Origin of the sequence: Pseudomonas sp. AS2.8, assembly GCF_014190935.1 — a bacterium.
Lineage (GTDB): Bacteria > Pseudomonadota > Gammaproteobacteria > Pseudomonadales > Pseudomonadaceae > Chryseomonas.
Map to the genome: position 1 here is coordinate 294,809 of NZ_JACHVV010000001.1, position 15,298 is coordinate 310,106.

14 protein-coding genes are annotated in these 15,298 nt (G+C 66.6%); 5 read left to right on the forward strand and 9 right to left on the reverse strand.

What is annotated here, in order from left to right:
* Positions 1 to 84: 84 nt before the first annotated feature.
* The 4 genes from FHR73_RS01335 to FHR73_RS01350 form a co-directional block, all read right to left on the reverse strand.
* Positions 85 to 1,089 (reverse strand): substrate-binding domain-containing protein, encoded by a 1,005-nt coding sequence (locus FHR73_RS01335; protein WP_007160547.1) that lies wholly within the window; start codon positions 1,087 to 1,089, stop codon positions 85 to 87.
* Between the two features lie 221 nt (positions 1,090 to 1,310).
* Complete coding sequence (locus tag FHR73_RS01340; RefSeq protein WP_183628963.1) at positions 1,311 to 2,180, reverse strand: SMP-30/gluconolactonase/LRE family protein; 870 nt, start codon at positions 2,178 to 2,180, stop codon at positions 1,311 to 1,313.
* 80 nt (positions 2,181 to 2,260) lie between these two features.
* Positions 2,261 to 2,947, reverse strand: a complete 687-nt coding sequence (locus FHR73_RS01345) for a FadR/GntR family transcriptional regulator (RefSeq protein ID WP_183628965.1) — start codon at positions 2,945 to 2,947, stop codon at positions 2,261 to 2,263.
* Positions 2,948 to 2,976: 29 nt separating this feature from the next.
* Positions 2,977 to 3,732, reverse strand: a complete 756-nt coding sequence (locus tag FHR73_RS01350; protein ID WP_183628967.1) for a FadR/GntR family transcriptional regulator — start codon at positions 3,730 to 3,732, stop codon at positions 2,977 to 2,979.
* 268 nt (positions 3,733 to 4,000) lie between these two features.
* On the opposite strand from FHR73_RS01350, the gene FHR73_RS01355 reads away from it, so the two are divergent.
* Positions 4,001 to 5,311, forward strand: coding sequence for an MFS transporter (locus FHR73_RS01355; protein ID WP_183628969.1), 1,311 nt, complete (start codon positions 4,001 to 4,003; stop codon positions 5,309 to 5,311).
* Here FHR73_RS01355 and FHR73_RS01360 read toward each other — a convergent pair.
* The 3 genes from FHR73_RS01360 to pabB are packed head-to-tail and all read right to left on the reverse strand — an operon-like array spanning position 5,284 to position 8,637.
* Positions 5,284 to 6,564 (reverse strand): MFS transporter, encoded by a 1,281-nt coding sequence (locus tag FHR73_RS01360; RefSeq protein WP_183628971.1) that lies wholly within the window; start codon positions 6,562 to 6,564, stop codon positions 5,284 to 5,286. The genes FHR73_RS01355 and FHR73_RS01360 overlap by 28 nt on opposite strands.
* Before the next feature lie 60 nt (positions 6,565 to 6,624).
* Entirely contained in the window at positions 6,625 to 7,245 is a 621-nt protein-coding gene (locus FHR73_RS01365; RefSeq protein WP_183628973.1) for a phosphoadenosine phosphosulfate reductase family protein, read from the reverse strand.
* 48 nt (positions 7,246 to 7,293) lie between these two features.
* Positions 7,294 to 8,637 carry an aminodeoxychorismate synthase component I gene (gene pabB, locus FHR73_RS01370; protein WP_183628975.1) on the reverse strand — a complete coding sequence of 448 codons (1,344 nt, stop codon included), beginning with the start codon at positions 8,635 to 8,637 and terminating at the stop codon, positions 7,294 to 7,296.
* A gap of 152 nt (positions 8,638 to 8,789) precedes the next feature.
* Here pabB and FHR73_RS01375 point away from each other — a divergent pair, with 152 nt between their 5' ends.
* The 4 genes from FHR73_RS01375 (at position 8,790) to prpD (ending at position 13,164) form a co-directional block, all read left to right on the forward strand.
* On the forward strand, positions 8,790 to 9,491 hold the full coding sequence (locus tag FHR73_RS01375) for a GntR family transcriptional regulator (protein ID WP_027598994.1): 702 nt from the start codon (positions 8,790 to 8,792) through the stop codon (positions 9,489 to 9,491).
* Between the two features lie 4 nt (positions 9,492 to 9,495).
* A complete protein-coding gene (gene prpB / locus FHR73_RS01380; protein ID WP_183628977.1) occupies positions 9,496 to 10,383 on the forward strand; it encodes a methylisocitrate lyase in 888 nt (295 codons plus the stop codon).
* A gap of 55 nt (positions 10,384 to 10,438) precedes the next feature.
* Positions 10,439 to 11,566: a 2-methylcitrate synthase gene (gene prpC / locus FHR73_RS01385; RefSeq protein WP_183628979.1), complete on the forward strand. Its 1,128-nt coding sequence runs from the start codon at positions 10,439 to 10,441 to the stop codon at positions 11,564 to 11,566.
* Positions 11,567 to 11,679: 113 nt separating this feature from the next.
* Positions 11,680 to 13,164: a 2-methylcitrate dehydratase gene (prpD, locus tag FHR73_RS01390; RefSeq protein ID WP_183628981.1), complete on the forward strand. Its 1,485-nt coding sequence runs from the start codon at positions 11,680 to 11,682 to the stop codon at positions 13,162 to 13,164.
* A 114-nt stretch (positions 13,165 to 13,278) separates the two neighbouring features.
* Here the strand turns inward: prpD and FHR73_RS01395 are convergent, their stop codons facing one another.
* Together FHR73_RS01395 and FHR73_RS01400 are read right to left on the reverse strand one after the other, a co-directional pair.
* Positions 13,279 to 13,608 (reverse strand): hypothetical protein, encoded by a 330-nt coding sequence (locus tag FHR73_RS01395; protein WP_183628983.1) that lies wholly within the window; start codon positions 13,606 to 13,608, stop codon positions 13,279 to 13,281.
* 26 nt (positions 13,609 to 13,634) lie between these two features.
* Positions 13,635 to 15,230 (reverse strand): isocitrate lyase, encoded by a 1,596-nt coding sequence (locus FHR73_RS01400; RefSeq protein ID WP_183628985.1) that lies wholly within the window; start codon positions 15,228 to 15,230, stop codon positions 13,635 to 13,637.
* Positions 15,231 to 15,298 lie beyond the last annotated feature (68 nt).

Here is a 15,298-nt window from a genome sequence, read left to right on the forward strand (position 1 = left end):
TGTTTGTCGCCAGCTCGCTAAATCGTAATAAAGGCTCCAAGATGAAAGAGGAGGGCGGCGCCAGCACGGGCGCCGCCGGGGTCATCACTTCCAGAGGCCGATCTTTTCCAGCTCTTGCTGGAAATTGGCGCGGGTGATGAGGGTGACCTTGTCCATCGCGGTGTACTTGGGCGGTTCCTTACCGGTAGTCACCCACTCGTACATCATGCTGGCGGTCTGGTAGCCCTCTTCGTGGGGGCTGGGCAGCATGGAGCCGAAGAAGCCGCTGTTGGGTTTCTTCAGTTCGCCGATGGCATCGGTGCCGTTGATGCCGATGCCGATCACCTGCTCGGCCTTGAAGCCGGCGCTTTCGGTGGCGCGGACGCCGCCCAGCACGGTGTTGTCGTTCATGCCGCCGATGATCAGGTGCTTGGCGCCCGAGGGCAGCTTGACCAGCGCGGAGGTGGTGGAGTCCATGCTGCCAGGCACGTCCAGGGTCTTCTGCGGCGCGAAGATGATGTGGTCGGCGGGCAGGCCGGCCTTCTTCAGGGCTTCCACTGAACCGTCGGTGCGCTTCTTGCCGGTATCCAGCTCGTTGTAGGTGTTGATCACCGCATAGGTGTCATCCCACTTCCAGCCACGCTTCTCGGCTTCGGCGGCCATGGCGGCGCCCTGCTGCTGACCGACCTCGAAGGCGGCCATGCCCAGGTAGGGCACGTCTTCCATGAACTTGCCCTTGGCGTCGACGAAACGGTCGTCCACGGCCATGACCTTGAGGTCGTTGAGCTTGGCCTTGGCCACGATGGCCGGGCCGAGGGAGACGTCGGGCGGGCAGATCACGAAGCCCTTGGCGCCGTTGGCGGCCAGGCTGTCGATGGCGGCGAGGGTCTTCTCGCCATCCGGCACGGCGATCTTGAGCAGGGTGAAGCCCTTGTCCTTGGCGGCTTTCTCGGCGAAGGCCCACTCGGTCTGGAACCAGGGTTCCTCGGGTTGCTTGACCAGGAAACCGATCTTGACCGGATCGGCAGCGAAAGCGGAGAGGGACAGGCTGACAGCGCCGGCGGCGAGGGCGGCACGCAGCAGAGAACGAACTCCCGGAACACGGAACATAGCTGGAACTCCTTGTTTTTATTGGTGTGGCCAGGCAATGCAAGGCGGCGGGCTGCCGTCGTGGAGGTCAGACGACGCCGCTCTGCATTGATATTATGATTGGATGGATGCGGGCGCAAGAAAAAGGTGACGAGATTTTTCGTCACCTCTGTCACCAAGCTGTTACATAGGGCCCGGAGCGGAAAGGCGCCGTAAGAGGGCGCCTGGGTCGGTAGGATGAATCAGCCAGCGAACCTGTGGCAGGGCATGCCGGCGACCGGCGCGGTCGCCTTGAGCAGGGCGCCGTCGAGGGTGCCGTCGGCGGCGGCGCTGGTGACGTACAGGGTGCGCAGATCCGCTCCGCCGAAAACGCAGCTGGTGGGCCGCTGCACCGGCAGCTCGACGATCTCCAGCAACTCGCCCTCCGGCGAGAAGCGCAGCAGGCAGTTGCCATCCCAGCGCGCGTTCCACACGCAGCCTTCGCTGTCGATGGCCGAGCCGTCCGGCGAGCCGCGCTCGTGGGGACCGGCCCAGACGGTGGGGGTCCCCAGGTTGCCACGGGCATCCAGCGGGTAGCGATAGAGGGTGTCCTTGAGTGTGTCGGCGCTGATGACGTGGTTGTCGGCGGCGCTCCATACCAGGGTGTTGGCGATGCCGAGGTCGCTGGCATGACGGCTGACGCTGCCGTCGGGATCGATGCGGAACAGGCCGCCCGAGTGCCGGTCGATGGCCACGTCGCCGCCCTGGGCATCGAGGTTGTTCTGCATGGTGCCCAGCCACAGCCGCCCCTGGGCGTCACAGCGGGCTTCGTTGCCGCGATTGCCCGGATCGGGATCGGCGACGCAGAAGAGTTCCAGGGCGGGACGCTCTGGCGGGGAATCGAGATCCAGGCGGAAGACGCCGTTCGGCAGGGTCACCAGGGCATCGCCGCGGACCGTGGGCACGAAGGCGGAGCAGGGGCGATCCAGCTGCCATTCCTGATACTGCTCGCCGCGCAGGCGGCAGGCCTTGAAGCCGGCGATGTCTACCCAGTAGAGCGCCTGGGTCTCCTGGTCCCAGAAGGGGCCTTCGGCCAGTTTGAAGCGCTGGGGAAGCAGCGGCTGCCAATCCATCGTTCACCTCTCTTGTTGTGGCAGTACGGGCAATCCAGGCATGGGAACCTGGAGAGACGCCAAGGTTGCCGACCGAAACGTCAGTCGGTATAGCGCGCCAGGGTCACCGCCGCGCTGTCGATCAGCATCATGCAGGCCCAGACGGCGCGCGCCGCATCGCGCGAGGCGATGCCGTCGGCCAGGGTCTTGTGCAGGGGGAGGGTACGCCGCAATTCGTCGGGATCGGCCGACGACAGGGTGAAGGAGGCTGCCAGCAGCGCGCCCAGCGCGGGCACCATCTGCTCGATGAACTGATTGTGGCTGGCCGCCAGGACGCATTCGTGGAAGCGCTGGTCGGCGGTGTTGTAGTCGCCGTCATTGAGCGACGCTTCCAGATGCTGGTAGGCGACCTGGATCGCCTGGACCTGCTCGGGGGTGGCCCTTTCGCAGGCCCAGCGTACCGCCGCCGGCTCGATGGCGTGGCGCAGATCCAGCAGGTCCTTGACGAAATGAGCGGGCAGACCGCCCGTGGCCAGCCAGCCCACCACTTGGGTATCGAACAGATTCCAGCGACTGAGCGGCAGGACCCGGGTACCGACCTTGGGGCCGACTTCCAGCATGCCCTTGGCCGCCAGGGTCTTGATCGCCTCGCGCAGGATGGTGCGACTGACGCCCAGTTCCTGGCAGAGGTCCGCCTCTACCTTGAGGGCGCTACCGGGTGGAAATTGCCCGGCCGCGAGTCGCTGGCCGAGTTGTTCTACGGTAGAGGCATGGTAGCTGCTGGACATGAAGGCATACCGCGAGTGGGTTCTTGCCCTCAATGATCATACGAAATTTCACCTTCAGACAAGGGCTGCGGCCGGAAGGCTTCAGCGACCATGTCATCGACACCGGCCAGCTGGGCGATGGCGGCGTGGCGAGCGGTCAGCGGGTCGCGGTGCTGGATCGCGGTGAGGATCGCCTTGTGCCGGGAGACCAGCAGGTTGAGGCTGTCTCCGGCAGCGAACAGCGCCGAGGAGCGTTCCAGATAGTCCCGCACCGGCAGCAACATGATGCTGTAGAGGTGAGTCAGCAATTCGTTGTGGGTGGCCGTGGCGATGGACAGGTGGAAGGCCATGTCCGGCTCGGCCATGTTGGCGATGTCCGCCGCCTGCTCCATCCGCTCGTAGGCCTCTTCGATGGCCTTCACGTCTTCGGGCTGGGCATTGGCAGCCGCCATGGCGGCGACCTCCGGCTCGATGATGTTGCGCACCTTGACCAGGGTCTCGTAGAAGCTGTGCCGCGAATCGCTCTGCAATAGCCAATGGAGTACGTCCGGATCGAGCAGATGCCACTCGTTGCGTGGTTTGACCACGGTTCCGACCTTGGGCTTGGACCTGACCAGGCCCTTGGCCACGAGCACCCGGGTGGCCTCACGCAGGACGGGGCGGCTCACTTCGTACTCTTCGCACAGCTGCGCCTCGGGGGGCAGGCGCTGTTCTGGCAGGAAGTGTCCAGACACGATCTGGGTACCCAGCTCATGGACGATGCGAGCGTGTCTGCTTTTGCGCGGCAGCGGTGTCTTGTAATTCATCGAAAGGCATCCGAAGTCGTCGTGCCATCACTATAACACCATCAGCGCGATAACCGATGTTATCGCGGGCCAAGCGGCTCTGTAATGGGGATCAGCGGAAAGCAAGAGGTAAGATTTCCTACTTCGTAACAATATTTTAGTATTATCAAAATCACCTTAATAACCGATTAATGGCCTCCTGTAGGTATTCTACGTCTCAATGATATTACGTTAGACTTCAGAGCGATCTGCGCTTCAACCGCACAACAACAACAAGTCGGAGAACGCCATGCACCCCGAGTCCGCCTTAGTCCGTCGGATCACGCTCAAGCTGGTCCCCTTTCTCGTATTGCTCTATCTGGTCGCCTACATCGACCGCTCTGCCGTGGGCTTCGCCAAGCTGCACATGGGCGCCGACATCGGCCTCGGCGATGCCGCCTACGGCCTCGGTGCCGGCCTGTTCTTCATCGGCTATTTCCTCTGCGAGGTGCCCAGCAACCTGTTGCTGGAACGCTTCGGCGCGCGTCGCTGGTTCGCCCGCATCCTGGTGACCTGGGGGGCCATCACCATGGGCATGGCCTTCGTCCAGGGACCTAACAGCTTCTATGTCATGCGCTTCCTGCTGGGTGCGGCCGAGGCCGGCTTCTTTCCTGGCGTGCTCTACTACCTCACCCAGTGGTTCCCGGTACGCCATCGCGGCAAGATCATGGGACTGTTCATCCTCTCCCAGCCCATCGCCATGCTGGTGACGGGGCCGCTGTCGGGCATGCTCCTGCAACTAGATGGCGCGCTCGGCCTGCACGGCTGGCAGTGGCTGTTCCTCTGCATCGGCGCACCGGCGGTGCTGCTGGCCTGGCCGACCCTGACCCGCTTGCCGGATGGTCCGCAGCAGGTCGCCTGGCTGGACGCCGAGGAAAAGCGCTGGCTGGCGACGGAGCTGGAAAAGGACCTGCACCTCTTCGACCAGACCCGCCATGGCAATCCCCTGCATGCGCTCAAGGACCGCCGGGTGCTGCTGCTGGCGCTCTACTATCTGCCGGTGACCCTGAGCATCTATGGCCTGGGGCTGTGGCTGCCGACGCTGATCCACCAGTTCGGCGGCAGCGATCTCACCACCGGCTTCATCTCGGCGATCCCCTATGCCTTCGGCATCCTCGGACTGCTCATCGTGCCGCGCAGTTCGGATCGCCTGGGCGATCGCTATGGGCACCTGGCCGTGCTCTATGGGGTGGGCGCCCTGGCCATGGCCGGCAGTGCCTGGTTCGGTACCGCCGTGCTGCAGCTGGCGGCGCTGTCGGTGGTGGCCTTCTGCCTGTTTTCCCTCACCGCGCTGTTCTGGACCCTGCCGGGGCGCTTCTTCGCCGGGGCCAGCGCCGCCGCCGGCATCGCCCTGATCAACTCGGTGGGCAACCTCGGCGGTTATCTCGGCCCCTATGGCATAGGGGCGCTCAAGGCGGCCACCGGTACCCTGGCCTCGGGGCTCTATCTGCTGGCCGCGGTGCTGCTGTTCGGCCTCCTGCTCACCGGCATCGTCTACGCCCGCCTGGAGCGCAGGAATCGCCGGGAAGAGGGTTATGCCGCGGAGCGTTCCGCCGGCTGACGCCCCGGGCGGGTCTCGGCGGCGAACCAGGCGGCGCCGAGACAGACCAGGTTGGCCACCAGCAGGTAGGCGGCCGGCGCCATGCGATCGCCAGTGGCACCGATCAGCCAGGTCACCACGATCTGGGCGGTGCCGCCGAAGGCCGCCACTCCCAGCGCATAGACCAGCGAGAAGCCGGTCGCCCGCACCCGCTGCGGAAAGCTTTCCACCAGCAGCACGATCAGCGCCGCGCCGCTCATGCCGTGCAAGCCGGAGAGCACCGCCAGGGTCAGCAGGAAGGTGCCCGGCCCGGGTGCCTGGGTGATGAGCTCCAGCGCCGGATAGAGCAGCACCAGCAACAGCAGTCGCGGCAGGATCAGCACGATGCGCCGGCCATAGCGATCGCTGAGCACCCCGCCCAGGATCGAGCACACCGCCATGGCCGCGCCCATCACCAGGGTAGCGAGCATGGCGATCCCGGCCGGCAGCTTCAGCTCCACCAGGGCGAAGGTGGTCATGTAGTTGAGGAAGTACTGGGTGATGGTGCTGCCGGAGAGGATCAGCAGCCCCAGCAGCAGTGGCCGCCGCTGGGTGGCCAGCACCTCGCCCAGCACCGCGCCGGTGCCCCGGGTTTCGCCGACGTGGGTATCCACCAGGCCACGGCGGATATAGAGGCCGATGGGCAGGATCGCCAGGCCCAGCAGGAAGGGCAGGCGCCAGCCCCAGGCGAGCAGTTGCTCCGGTGTCAGCCAGAGGGTCAGGCCATAGCCGATCAGACCGGCCGCCACCGCGGCCAGCCCCTGGGCCACCACCTGCCAGCAGGCGTAGGTGCCCCTCTTGTGCAGCGGCGCCGCTTCCAGGATGTAGGTGGTGGCCGGTCCGGCTTCGCCGCCCCAGGCCAGGCCCTGCAGCAGCCGGGTCAGCACCAGCAGGATGGGGGCGGCGACGCCGATCTGCTCGTAGCCCGGCAGCACGGCGATGCCGCCGGTGCCCAGGGCCATCAGCACCATGGTCAGCAGCATCGCCGGCTTGCGCCCGACGCGGTCGGCCCAGGCGCCGATGAGAATGGCGCCCAGCGGGCGGACGACGAAACCAACGCCAAAGGTGATGACGCTGGCCATCAGGCTGGCGAAGGCATTCTGCGAGGGAAAGAACACCTGGCCGATCAGCACGGCGAAGGTGGCGTAGACACCGAAGTCGAAGAACTCCACGGCGTTGCCGAGCACCACGGCAAAGACGCCCTTGCGGGAGTGGGTTGTGCGGGTAGCGGTCATGGGTGGTGGTTCAGTGGGGCAGGGTACGCGCCCGGGATTGGGCGCGCAGGAGTCGTCGACTCAGTGGGCGAGGTGCAGGCCGCACTCGCGGTTCTCATCACCCTTGGTGGGATCGAAGTAGTCGAATTCGTTGGGCAGGTCGTGGGCGGTGAGGTACTGGTAGAGGTCCTTGGAGGTCCAGTGCAGCAGCGGTGCGACCTTGATCAGGCCGTCCGGATTGACGCTGACCGGATCCATCTGGGCGCGCACCGCGGTGTCGGTGGCACGCAGGGCGGTGAACCAGACCTCGGGGGCGGTCTCGCGCAGGGCGCGGGCGAAGGGCTCCAGCTTGACTTCTTCGGTGAAGGCGGCATGGCGCGGATCGTCCAGCCCGGGCACCGGGCCGTCGATGGCCTCACGATGGGCGCGCGAGCGCCTGGGCAGGTAGGTCACCAGGTTGAGACCGAGCTTGCGCACGATCTCGTCGGCGCAGCGGTAGGTGGCGGGGGTGTTGTAGCCGCTGTCCATCCAGACCACCGGGATGTCCGGCTTGACCTGGCTGACCAGGTGCAGGATCACCGCCTCGAAGGGCCGGAAGTTGGTGGTGACGATGGCGTTCTTGCCCAGGCCCAGGGCCCAGGCGACGAGCTTTTCGGGATCGCGGCCGAGGTCGGCGTTGATGCGGGCGAGATCGAGGGACATGGCGGGCTCCAGCCGGGTAAGGGATGCCGCCATGGTAGCAAAGCCGGATCAGCTGTGGGCTGCCAGCGTCTCCAGCAGCACCCGCACCTTGGCCAGGGACTCGGCGTATTCGTCGGCCCAGTGCGAATCCATGACGATGCCGCCGCCGCCCCAGCAACTGAGCACGCCGTCTTCGGCCAGCAGGCTGCGAATCAGGATGGAGCTGTCGCTCTCGCCGCGCACGTCCAGATAAAGCAGCGAGCCGCAGTAGGGACCGCGGCGGGTCTCTTCCAGCTCATCGATGATCTGCATGGCGCGGATCTTCGGCGCCCCGGTGATGGAGCCACCGGGAAAGCTGCCGGCCAGGAGATCCAGGGCGTCGAGGCCCGTGGCCAGTTCGCCGGTGACGGCGCTGACCAGGTGGTGGACGTTGGGATAGCTCTCCAGGGCGAACAACTCGGGCACCCGCACCGAGCCGATCCGGCAGCTGCGCCCCAGGTCGTTGCGCAGCAGGTCGACGATCATCAGATTCTCGGCGCGATCCTTGGGGCTGGCCAGCAGGGCGCGGGCTTCGCCGGCATCGGCGACCGGATCGGTGCACCTTGGCCGGGTGCCCTTGATCGGGCGGGTTTCCACCTGGCCACGGCTGACCCGCAGGAAGCGCTCCGGTGAGTGGCTGAGCAGGGCGCCGCGCTCCAGCGCCAGATAGCCGGAGAAGGGTGTCGGGCAGGCCGTGCGCAGGGCCTGGTAGGCGGTCCAGGGCGAACCCTGGAAGGGCGCGCGAAAGCGCTGGGCGAAGTTGACCTGATAGCAGTCGCCGGCGGCGATATAGGCCTGGATGGCCTCGATGCGCTGGCGATAGGTGGGCTCGTCGATGTCGGCGGCGAAGGGGGCGGTCAGCCGGAAGCCCTCGGCCCTGGGCGCCTCTCCGGCGTCGAACAGGGCGATCAGCCGCTGGCGCTCCCCTGCGTCCAGCGCCGGATGGCAGACCAGTTGGCTGGTCCGTGCCTGGTGATCGCTGACCAGCGCCCAGGCATGCAGACCCAGCCGGGCGTCGGGCAACGCCAGGTCGGCGCGGGCGCCCTCGGGCAGGCGCTCCAGGCGTCGGCCGAAGTCGTAGCCGAGATAGCCCAGCAGGCCACCGGCGAAGGGCAGCTCCGCACCCTCCGGCAGGTCGGCGCGACCCAGGCTGGCCAGGGCGGCGCGCGTCCGCCTGAAAAAGGCGTGGCCTGTCTCGCCGGAAGCGGGTTGCAGCACCTGCAGCGGCCAGGCCGCCATGAGGTCGTAGCGACCGCGCTCGGCCACCGGCCGCCCGGAGTCCAGCAACACCGCGCCGGGTTCGCCCTGCAGCAGGGCGAAACGCACCGTGGGATCAGCGTGGTAGGGCAGGGGATGCAGGTGGCAGAGGGGCATGGCGAGGTCGGCTGGGAAGACGGCGCGCTAGTGTAGCGAACCGCCTCTGGCGGGGCGAGATACAGGCTGTCACAGCTGGATTGTCGACAAAGATTGACTGTAAAGGCGTTCAGGCGTAGTTATTCAGCCCATAAACACAAAAGGTGTCGACAATGATCGATAGCCCTCTCCAGGCCGAAGCGCCCGAGACCGACAGCGGCACTCTCTCCGAGCAGGTGTTCCGTCGGATCCGCGAGGCCATCGTCCGCGGTGACGTGGCGCCGGGCAGCAAGATTTCCGAGCCGGAGCTGGCGCGCACCTATGGCATCAGCCGCGGGCCGCTGCGCGAAGCCATCCACCGCCTGGAAGGCCAGCGCCTGGTGGTGCGGGTGCCCCATGCCGGCGCCCGGGTCGCCGCCCTGAGCCTGGCCGAGCTGGTCGAACTCTACGAGATCCGCGAATCCCTCGAAGGCATGGCCTGCCGCCTGGCGGCCGAACGCCTCACGCCCCAGGGCATCGACGAATTGCGCCAGCTGCTGGATACCCACGAGCGCGATCCGGCGTTCCAGGCCGGCACCGGCTACTACCTGCAGGAAGGCGACCACGACTTCCACTACCGCATCATCCAGGCCAGCGGCAACGGCATGCTGGTGCGGCTGCTCTGCGGCGAGCTCTATCACCTGGTGCGCATGTACCGGCTCAAGGTCTCCGCCACCCCCAATCGTCCGCGCCAGGCCTTCGCCGAGCACCATCGCATCCTCGATGCCCTGGCCGAGGGCGACGGCGAACTGGCCGAGCTGCTGATGCGCCGCCACATCGCCGCCTCCAAGCGCAATCTGCAGCACCATCCCCTAGTCCAAGCTCAGTCGAGGTAACGCCATGCCTGCCGTCAGTCCCGGCCAGAAATTCCGCGCCGCCGTCGCCGCCGAACGCCCGCTGCAGGTGGTCGGCACCCTCAACGCCAATCATGCGCTGCTGGCCAAGCGCGCCGGCTTCCAGGCCATCTACCTGTCCGGCGGCGGCGTCGCGGCGGGCTCCCTGGGCCTGCCGGACCTGGGCATCAGCGGCCTGGAAGACGTGCTGATCGACGTCCGCCGCATCACCGACGTCTGCGACCTGCCACTGCTGGTGGATGTCGACACCGGCTTCGGCGCCTCGGCCTTCAACGTGGCCCGCACCACCCGTGCCCTGATCAAGGCCGGCGCGGCGGCCATGCACATCGAGGACCAGGTGGGCGCCAAGCGCTGCGGCCATCGACCGGGCAAGGAGATCGTCAGCCAGCAGGAGATGGTCGATCGCATCAAGGCGGCGGTGGATGCCCGCACCGACCCGGACTTCGTCATCATGGCGCGCACCGACGCCCTGGCGGTGGAAGGCCTGCAGGCCGCCATCGACCGCGCCTGCGCCTGCGTCGAGGCCGGCGCCGACATGATCTTTCCCGAGGCCATGACCGAGTTGCCCATGTACCGCCAGTTCGCCCAGGCGGTGGGGGTGCCGATCCTGGCCAACATCACCGAATTCGGCGCCACGCCGCTGTTCACCACCGAGCAACTGGCCGGGGCCGATGTCGGCCTGGTGCTCTATCCGCTGTCGGCCTTCCGTGCGGCCAATCGCGCCGCCGAAAACGTCTACACGGCGATCCGCCGCGACGGCAGCCAGCAGGCGGTGGTCGACACCATGCAGACCCGCGCCGAGCTCTATGACCGCATCGACTATCACCGCTACGAGGACCAGCTGGACCGCCTGTTCCAGCAGCAGAAACATTGACGCTCCACCCTGAACGCCCGCTTTTTCGCACAACAACTCCAAGAGGAGCGAGACGATGGCAGACAGCAAAACCCTCGGCGGCGCCGGCCTGCGTGGCCAGGTCGCCGGCCGCACCGCGCTTTGCACCGTCGGCAAGACCGGCGCCGGCCTCACCTACCGGGGCTATGACATCCGTGAGTTGGCCGCGGGGGCCGACTTCGAGGAAGTCGCCCACCTGTTGCTCTATGGCGAGCTTCCCACCCAGGCGCAACTGGACGCCTATCGCCAGCGCCTGGCCGCGCTGCGCGACCTGCCGCAGCCGCTCAAGGAAGGCCTGGAGCGCATTCCCGCCAGCGCCCACCCCATGGACGTGATGCGCAGCGGTGCCTCCCTGCTGGGTACCCTGGAGCCGGAGCACAGCTTCGCCGACCAGCAGCAGGTGGCCGATCGCCTGCTCGGCGCCTTTCCGGCGATCCTGCTCTACTGGCATCACTTCAGCCAGAGCGGCACCCGTATCGACTGCACGAGTGACGCCCCGGACATCGCCAGCCACTTCCTTACCCTGCTGCACGGCAAGGCGCCCAGCGACTTGCACGCCCGGGTGATGAACGTCTCGCTGATCCTCTATGCCGAGCACGAATTCAACGCCTCCACCTTTACCGCCCGGGTCTGCGCCTCGACGCTGTCGGATCTCTATTCCTGCGTCACCGGCGCCATCGGCTCCCTGCGCGGGCCGCTGCACGGCGGCGCCAACGAGGCGGCCATGGCGCTGATCGAGCGCTTCGCCTCGCCCGAGGAGGCGGTCAGCGGCCTCAAGCAGATGCTCGAACGCAAGGAAAAGGTGATGGGCTTCGGCCACGCCATCTACCGCGACAGCGATCCGCGCAACGAGGTGATCAAGGACTACGCCCGGCAACTGGCGGCGGAGGTGGGCGACAGCGTGCTGTTCCCGGTCTCGGAAGCCATCGACCGCACCATGAAGGAAGAGAAGGGGCTGTTCCCCAACGCCGACTTCTACCACGCCTCGGCCTATCACTTCCTCGGCATCCCGACGCCGCTGTTCACTCCGATCTTCGTCTGCTCGCGCACGGCCGGCTGGTGCGCCCATGTCTTCGAGCAGCGCGCCGACAACCGCATCATCCGTCCCAGCGCGGACTACATCGGCGTCGAGCAGCGGGCCTTCACGCCCATCGCCAATCGCTGAACAACGCTGATCGCGGCCGTGGGCCGCTCCTAGGGGAGCGATCCATGGCCAAACTTGTAGGAGCGGCCGCAGCGGCGGACCGCCATGACCACGCTGTAAGGAAGCAAAACACCATGAGCGCCAACGTCGATCTCAACAACAGACCCGATTACGACCAAGTCATCCAGGACCTGGCCGACTACGTGCTGACCTACCAGGTCACCTCCCGCGAGGCCCTGGACACCGCCCGCAACTGCCTGATGGACACCCTCGGCTGCGGCCTGCTGTCCCTGCGCTTCCCCGAGTGCACCAAGCTGCTCGGTCCCCAGGTGGAGGGCACCCTGGTGCCCCAGGGCGCGCGGGTGCCGGGCACCAGCTATCGCCTGGACCCGGTCAAGGCGGCCTGGGACATCGGCTGCATCATTCGCTGGCTGGACTACAACGACACCTGGCTGGCCGCCGAATGGGGCCATCCCTCCGATAACCTCGGCGCCATCCTGGCGGTGGCCGACCACCTCTCCCAGCGCCGCGTAGCCCAGGGCGAAGCGCCCCTGACCATGCGCCAGGTGCTGGAGGCCATGGTCATGGCCCACGAGATCCAGGGTGTCTTCGCCCTGGAGAATTCCTTCAACCGCGTCGGCCTGGACCACGTCTTCCTGGTCAAGCTGGCCTCCACCGCGGTCAGCGCCAAGCTGATGGGTGCCAACCGCGAGCAACTGCTGGCGGCGCTCTCTCACGCCTTCGTCGATGGCCAGGCGCTGCGCACCTATCGCCATGCGCCCAATGCCGGCAGCCGCAAGTCCTGGGCCGCCGGTGACGCCTCCAGCCGCGGCGTGCGCCTGGCCGACATCGCCCTGCGCGGCGAGATGGGCATCCCCGGGGTGCTCAGCGCGCCCCAGTGGGGCTTCTACGACGTGCTGTTCAGCCACACCAACAAGGACCTGGCCACCAAGCCGGCGGACCAGCGCGAGTTCCGCTTCCCCCAGGGCTTCGGCAGCTACGTGATGGAACACGTGCTGTTCAAGATCAGCTTCCCGGCGGAATTCCATGCCCAGACCGCCGCCGAGGCCGCGGTGATCCTGCATCCCCAGGTGCGCGATCGCGTCGATCAGATCGAGAAGATCGTGGTGACCACCCACGAATCGGCCATCCGCATCATCTCCAAGCAGGGCCCCATGGCCAACGCCGCCGACCGCGACCACTGCCTGCAGTACATGATCGCCGTGCCGCTGCTGTTCGGCGACCTGGTCGCCGAACACTACGAGGACGCCTTCCATCAGGCCCATCCGCGCATCGACCAGTTGCGCGAGAAGATGGAGATCGTCGAGGACGAGCGCTATAGCCGCGAGTACCTGGAAGCCGACAAGAGATCCATCGCCAACGCTCTGCAGGTCTTCTTCACCGACGGCAGCAGCACCGAGAAGATCGCCGTGGAATATCCCATCGGCCATCGCCGGCGCCGCGAAGAGGGCATTCCGCTCCTGGAGCGCAAATTCCAGAGCAACCTGGCGACGCGCTTCCCGGCCGGTCGCTGCGCCCAGATCTTCGCGCTGTGCAAGGATCAGGCAGGACTGGAAGCCACCCCGGTGCATCGCTTCGTGGATCTGTTCGTGCTGTAAACGGAAGAGGCGACTCGGCCGAGCCTGCAGGGCCATGCAGGAGCGGACGAGTCGCCTCTGAGGTGGGGCAGGGCGCGGCGGGTGGTCAACCATCCGCCGCGCCCTTTTTCATGACTAGCAGTAGCGATCCACATAAGCCGGCTGCTGCTGCCGACTGGCCAGGCGCCAGTGCTCCTGCAGGGCGGCGTGGACGCTCCTGATGAAGGTGTCGTCCGCCGCGGCGGACTTGCCGACGTAGCCGCCGCCCTTGTTGTAGGTCTTGAAGCGGATGCGCAGGCTGGGGTGGCGCTCCTCGAATTGCTCGGGCGTCTCGCCGCCGGGCAGCCGGTCGACGTGCACCGCGCCGCTCTCGCAGACCCAGAGGATGTGGTTGTGGTTCTTGTCCTTGAGCCGGCCGAACAGTTGCTTGAGATCGTCCAGGCTGGGGTTGTCGTTCAGGTTCATGAGCGTGTCCTCCGCAGTGGCCGTGATCAATGGAACTGGTTCATGGTGTTGTCCTTGCCCGCCGCCTTGAGCGCGGCCTCCCCGGCAAAGTATTCCTTGTGGTCGTCGCCCATGTCCGAGCCGGCCATGTTCTGGTGCTTGACGCAGGCGATGCCCTGGCGGATCTCCTGGCGCTGCACGCCCTTGACGTAGGCCAGCATGCCTTCCTCGGCGAAGTAGCCCTTGGCCAGGTTATCGGTGGACAGGGCCGCGGTGTGGTAGGTGGGCAGGGTGATCAGGTGGTGGAAGATGCCCGCCTCACGCGCCGCATCGCGCTGGAAGCTCTGGATCCGCGCATCGGCCAGGCGCCCCAGTTCGGTGTCGTCGTAGTCCACGCTCATCAGCTTGGCGCGGTCGTAGGCGGAGACGTCCTTGCCCTCGGCCTGCAGGGCGTCGAACACCTGCTGGCGGAAGCTCAGCGTCCAGTTGAAGGAGGGGCTGTTGTTGTAGACTAGCTTGGCGTTGGGCACGACCTCGCGGATGCGGTCGACCATGGCCTTGATCTGGCCGACGTGGGGCTTCTCGGTCTCGATCCACAGCAGGTCGGCGCCGTTCTGCAGCGACGTGATGCAGTCCAGCACCACCCGGTCCACGCCGCTGCCGGCACGGAACTGGAACAAGCCGCTGGCCAGGCGCTTGGGCCGCAGCAGCTTGCCGCCGCGGCTGATCAGGACATCGCCGTTGCCCAGCTGGCTGGCGTCCACCTCGTCGCAGTCGAGGAAGCCGTTGTACTGGTCGCCCAGGTCGCCCGGCTGCTTGCTGACGGCGATCTGCTTGGTCAGGCCGGCGCCCAGGGAGTCGGTGCGGGCGACGATGACGCCCTCGTCCACGCCCAGTTCCAGGAAGGCGTAGCGCACGGCGTTGATCTTGGCCAGGAAGTCCTCGTGGGGCACCGTGACCTTGCCGTCCTGGTGGCCGCACTGCTTCTCGTCGGAGACCTGGTTTTCCAACTGGATGCAGCAGGCTCCGGCTTCGATCATCTTCTTGGCCAAGAGGTAGGTGGCCTCGGCGTTGCCGAACCCGGCATCGATGTCGGCGATAATCGGCACCACGTGGGTTTCGTAGCCATCGATCCTGGCCTGGATGGCGGCGGCCTTGGCGTTCTCGTCGGCGGCGCGGGCGGCGTCCAGCTCGCGGAACAGCATGGCCAGCTCGCAGGCGTCGGCCTGGCGCAGGAAGGTGTAGAGCTCTTCGATCAGCGCCGGCACGCTGGTCTTCTCGTGCATGGACTGATCCGGCAGCGGGCCGAATTCCGAGCGCAGCGCGGCGATCATCCAGCCGGACAGATAGAGGTAGCGGCCCTGGGTGCTGCCCAGGTGCTTCTTGATGGCGATCAGCTTCTGCTGCCCGATGAAGCCGTGCCAGCAGCCCAGCGACTGGGTGTAGGCGCTGCTGTCGGCGTCGTAGGCGGCCATGTCCCGGCGCATGATGGCCGCGCAGTGGCGGGCGATGTCGAGACCGGTCTTGAAGCGATTCTGCAGGCGCATCCTCGCGGCGTATTCCGGATTGATGGCGCTCCAGTGGTTGCCGGTGCTGTTCTTGAGGGCGGCGATGGCTTGAACGTCGTTCTCGTAAGCGGACATGAGTCGATCCTTCTCGATGAGGTTGGCTTGGGTACCAGTCTTTTCCCAACGTCCGGCAGCGGGATGGC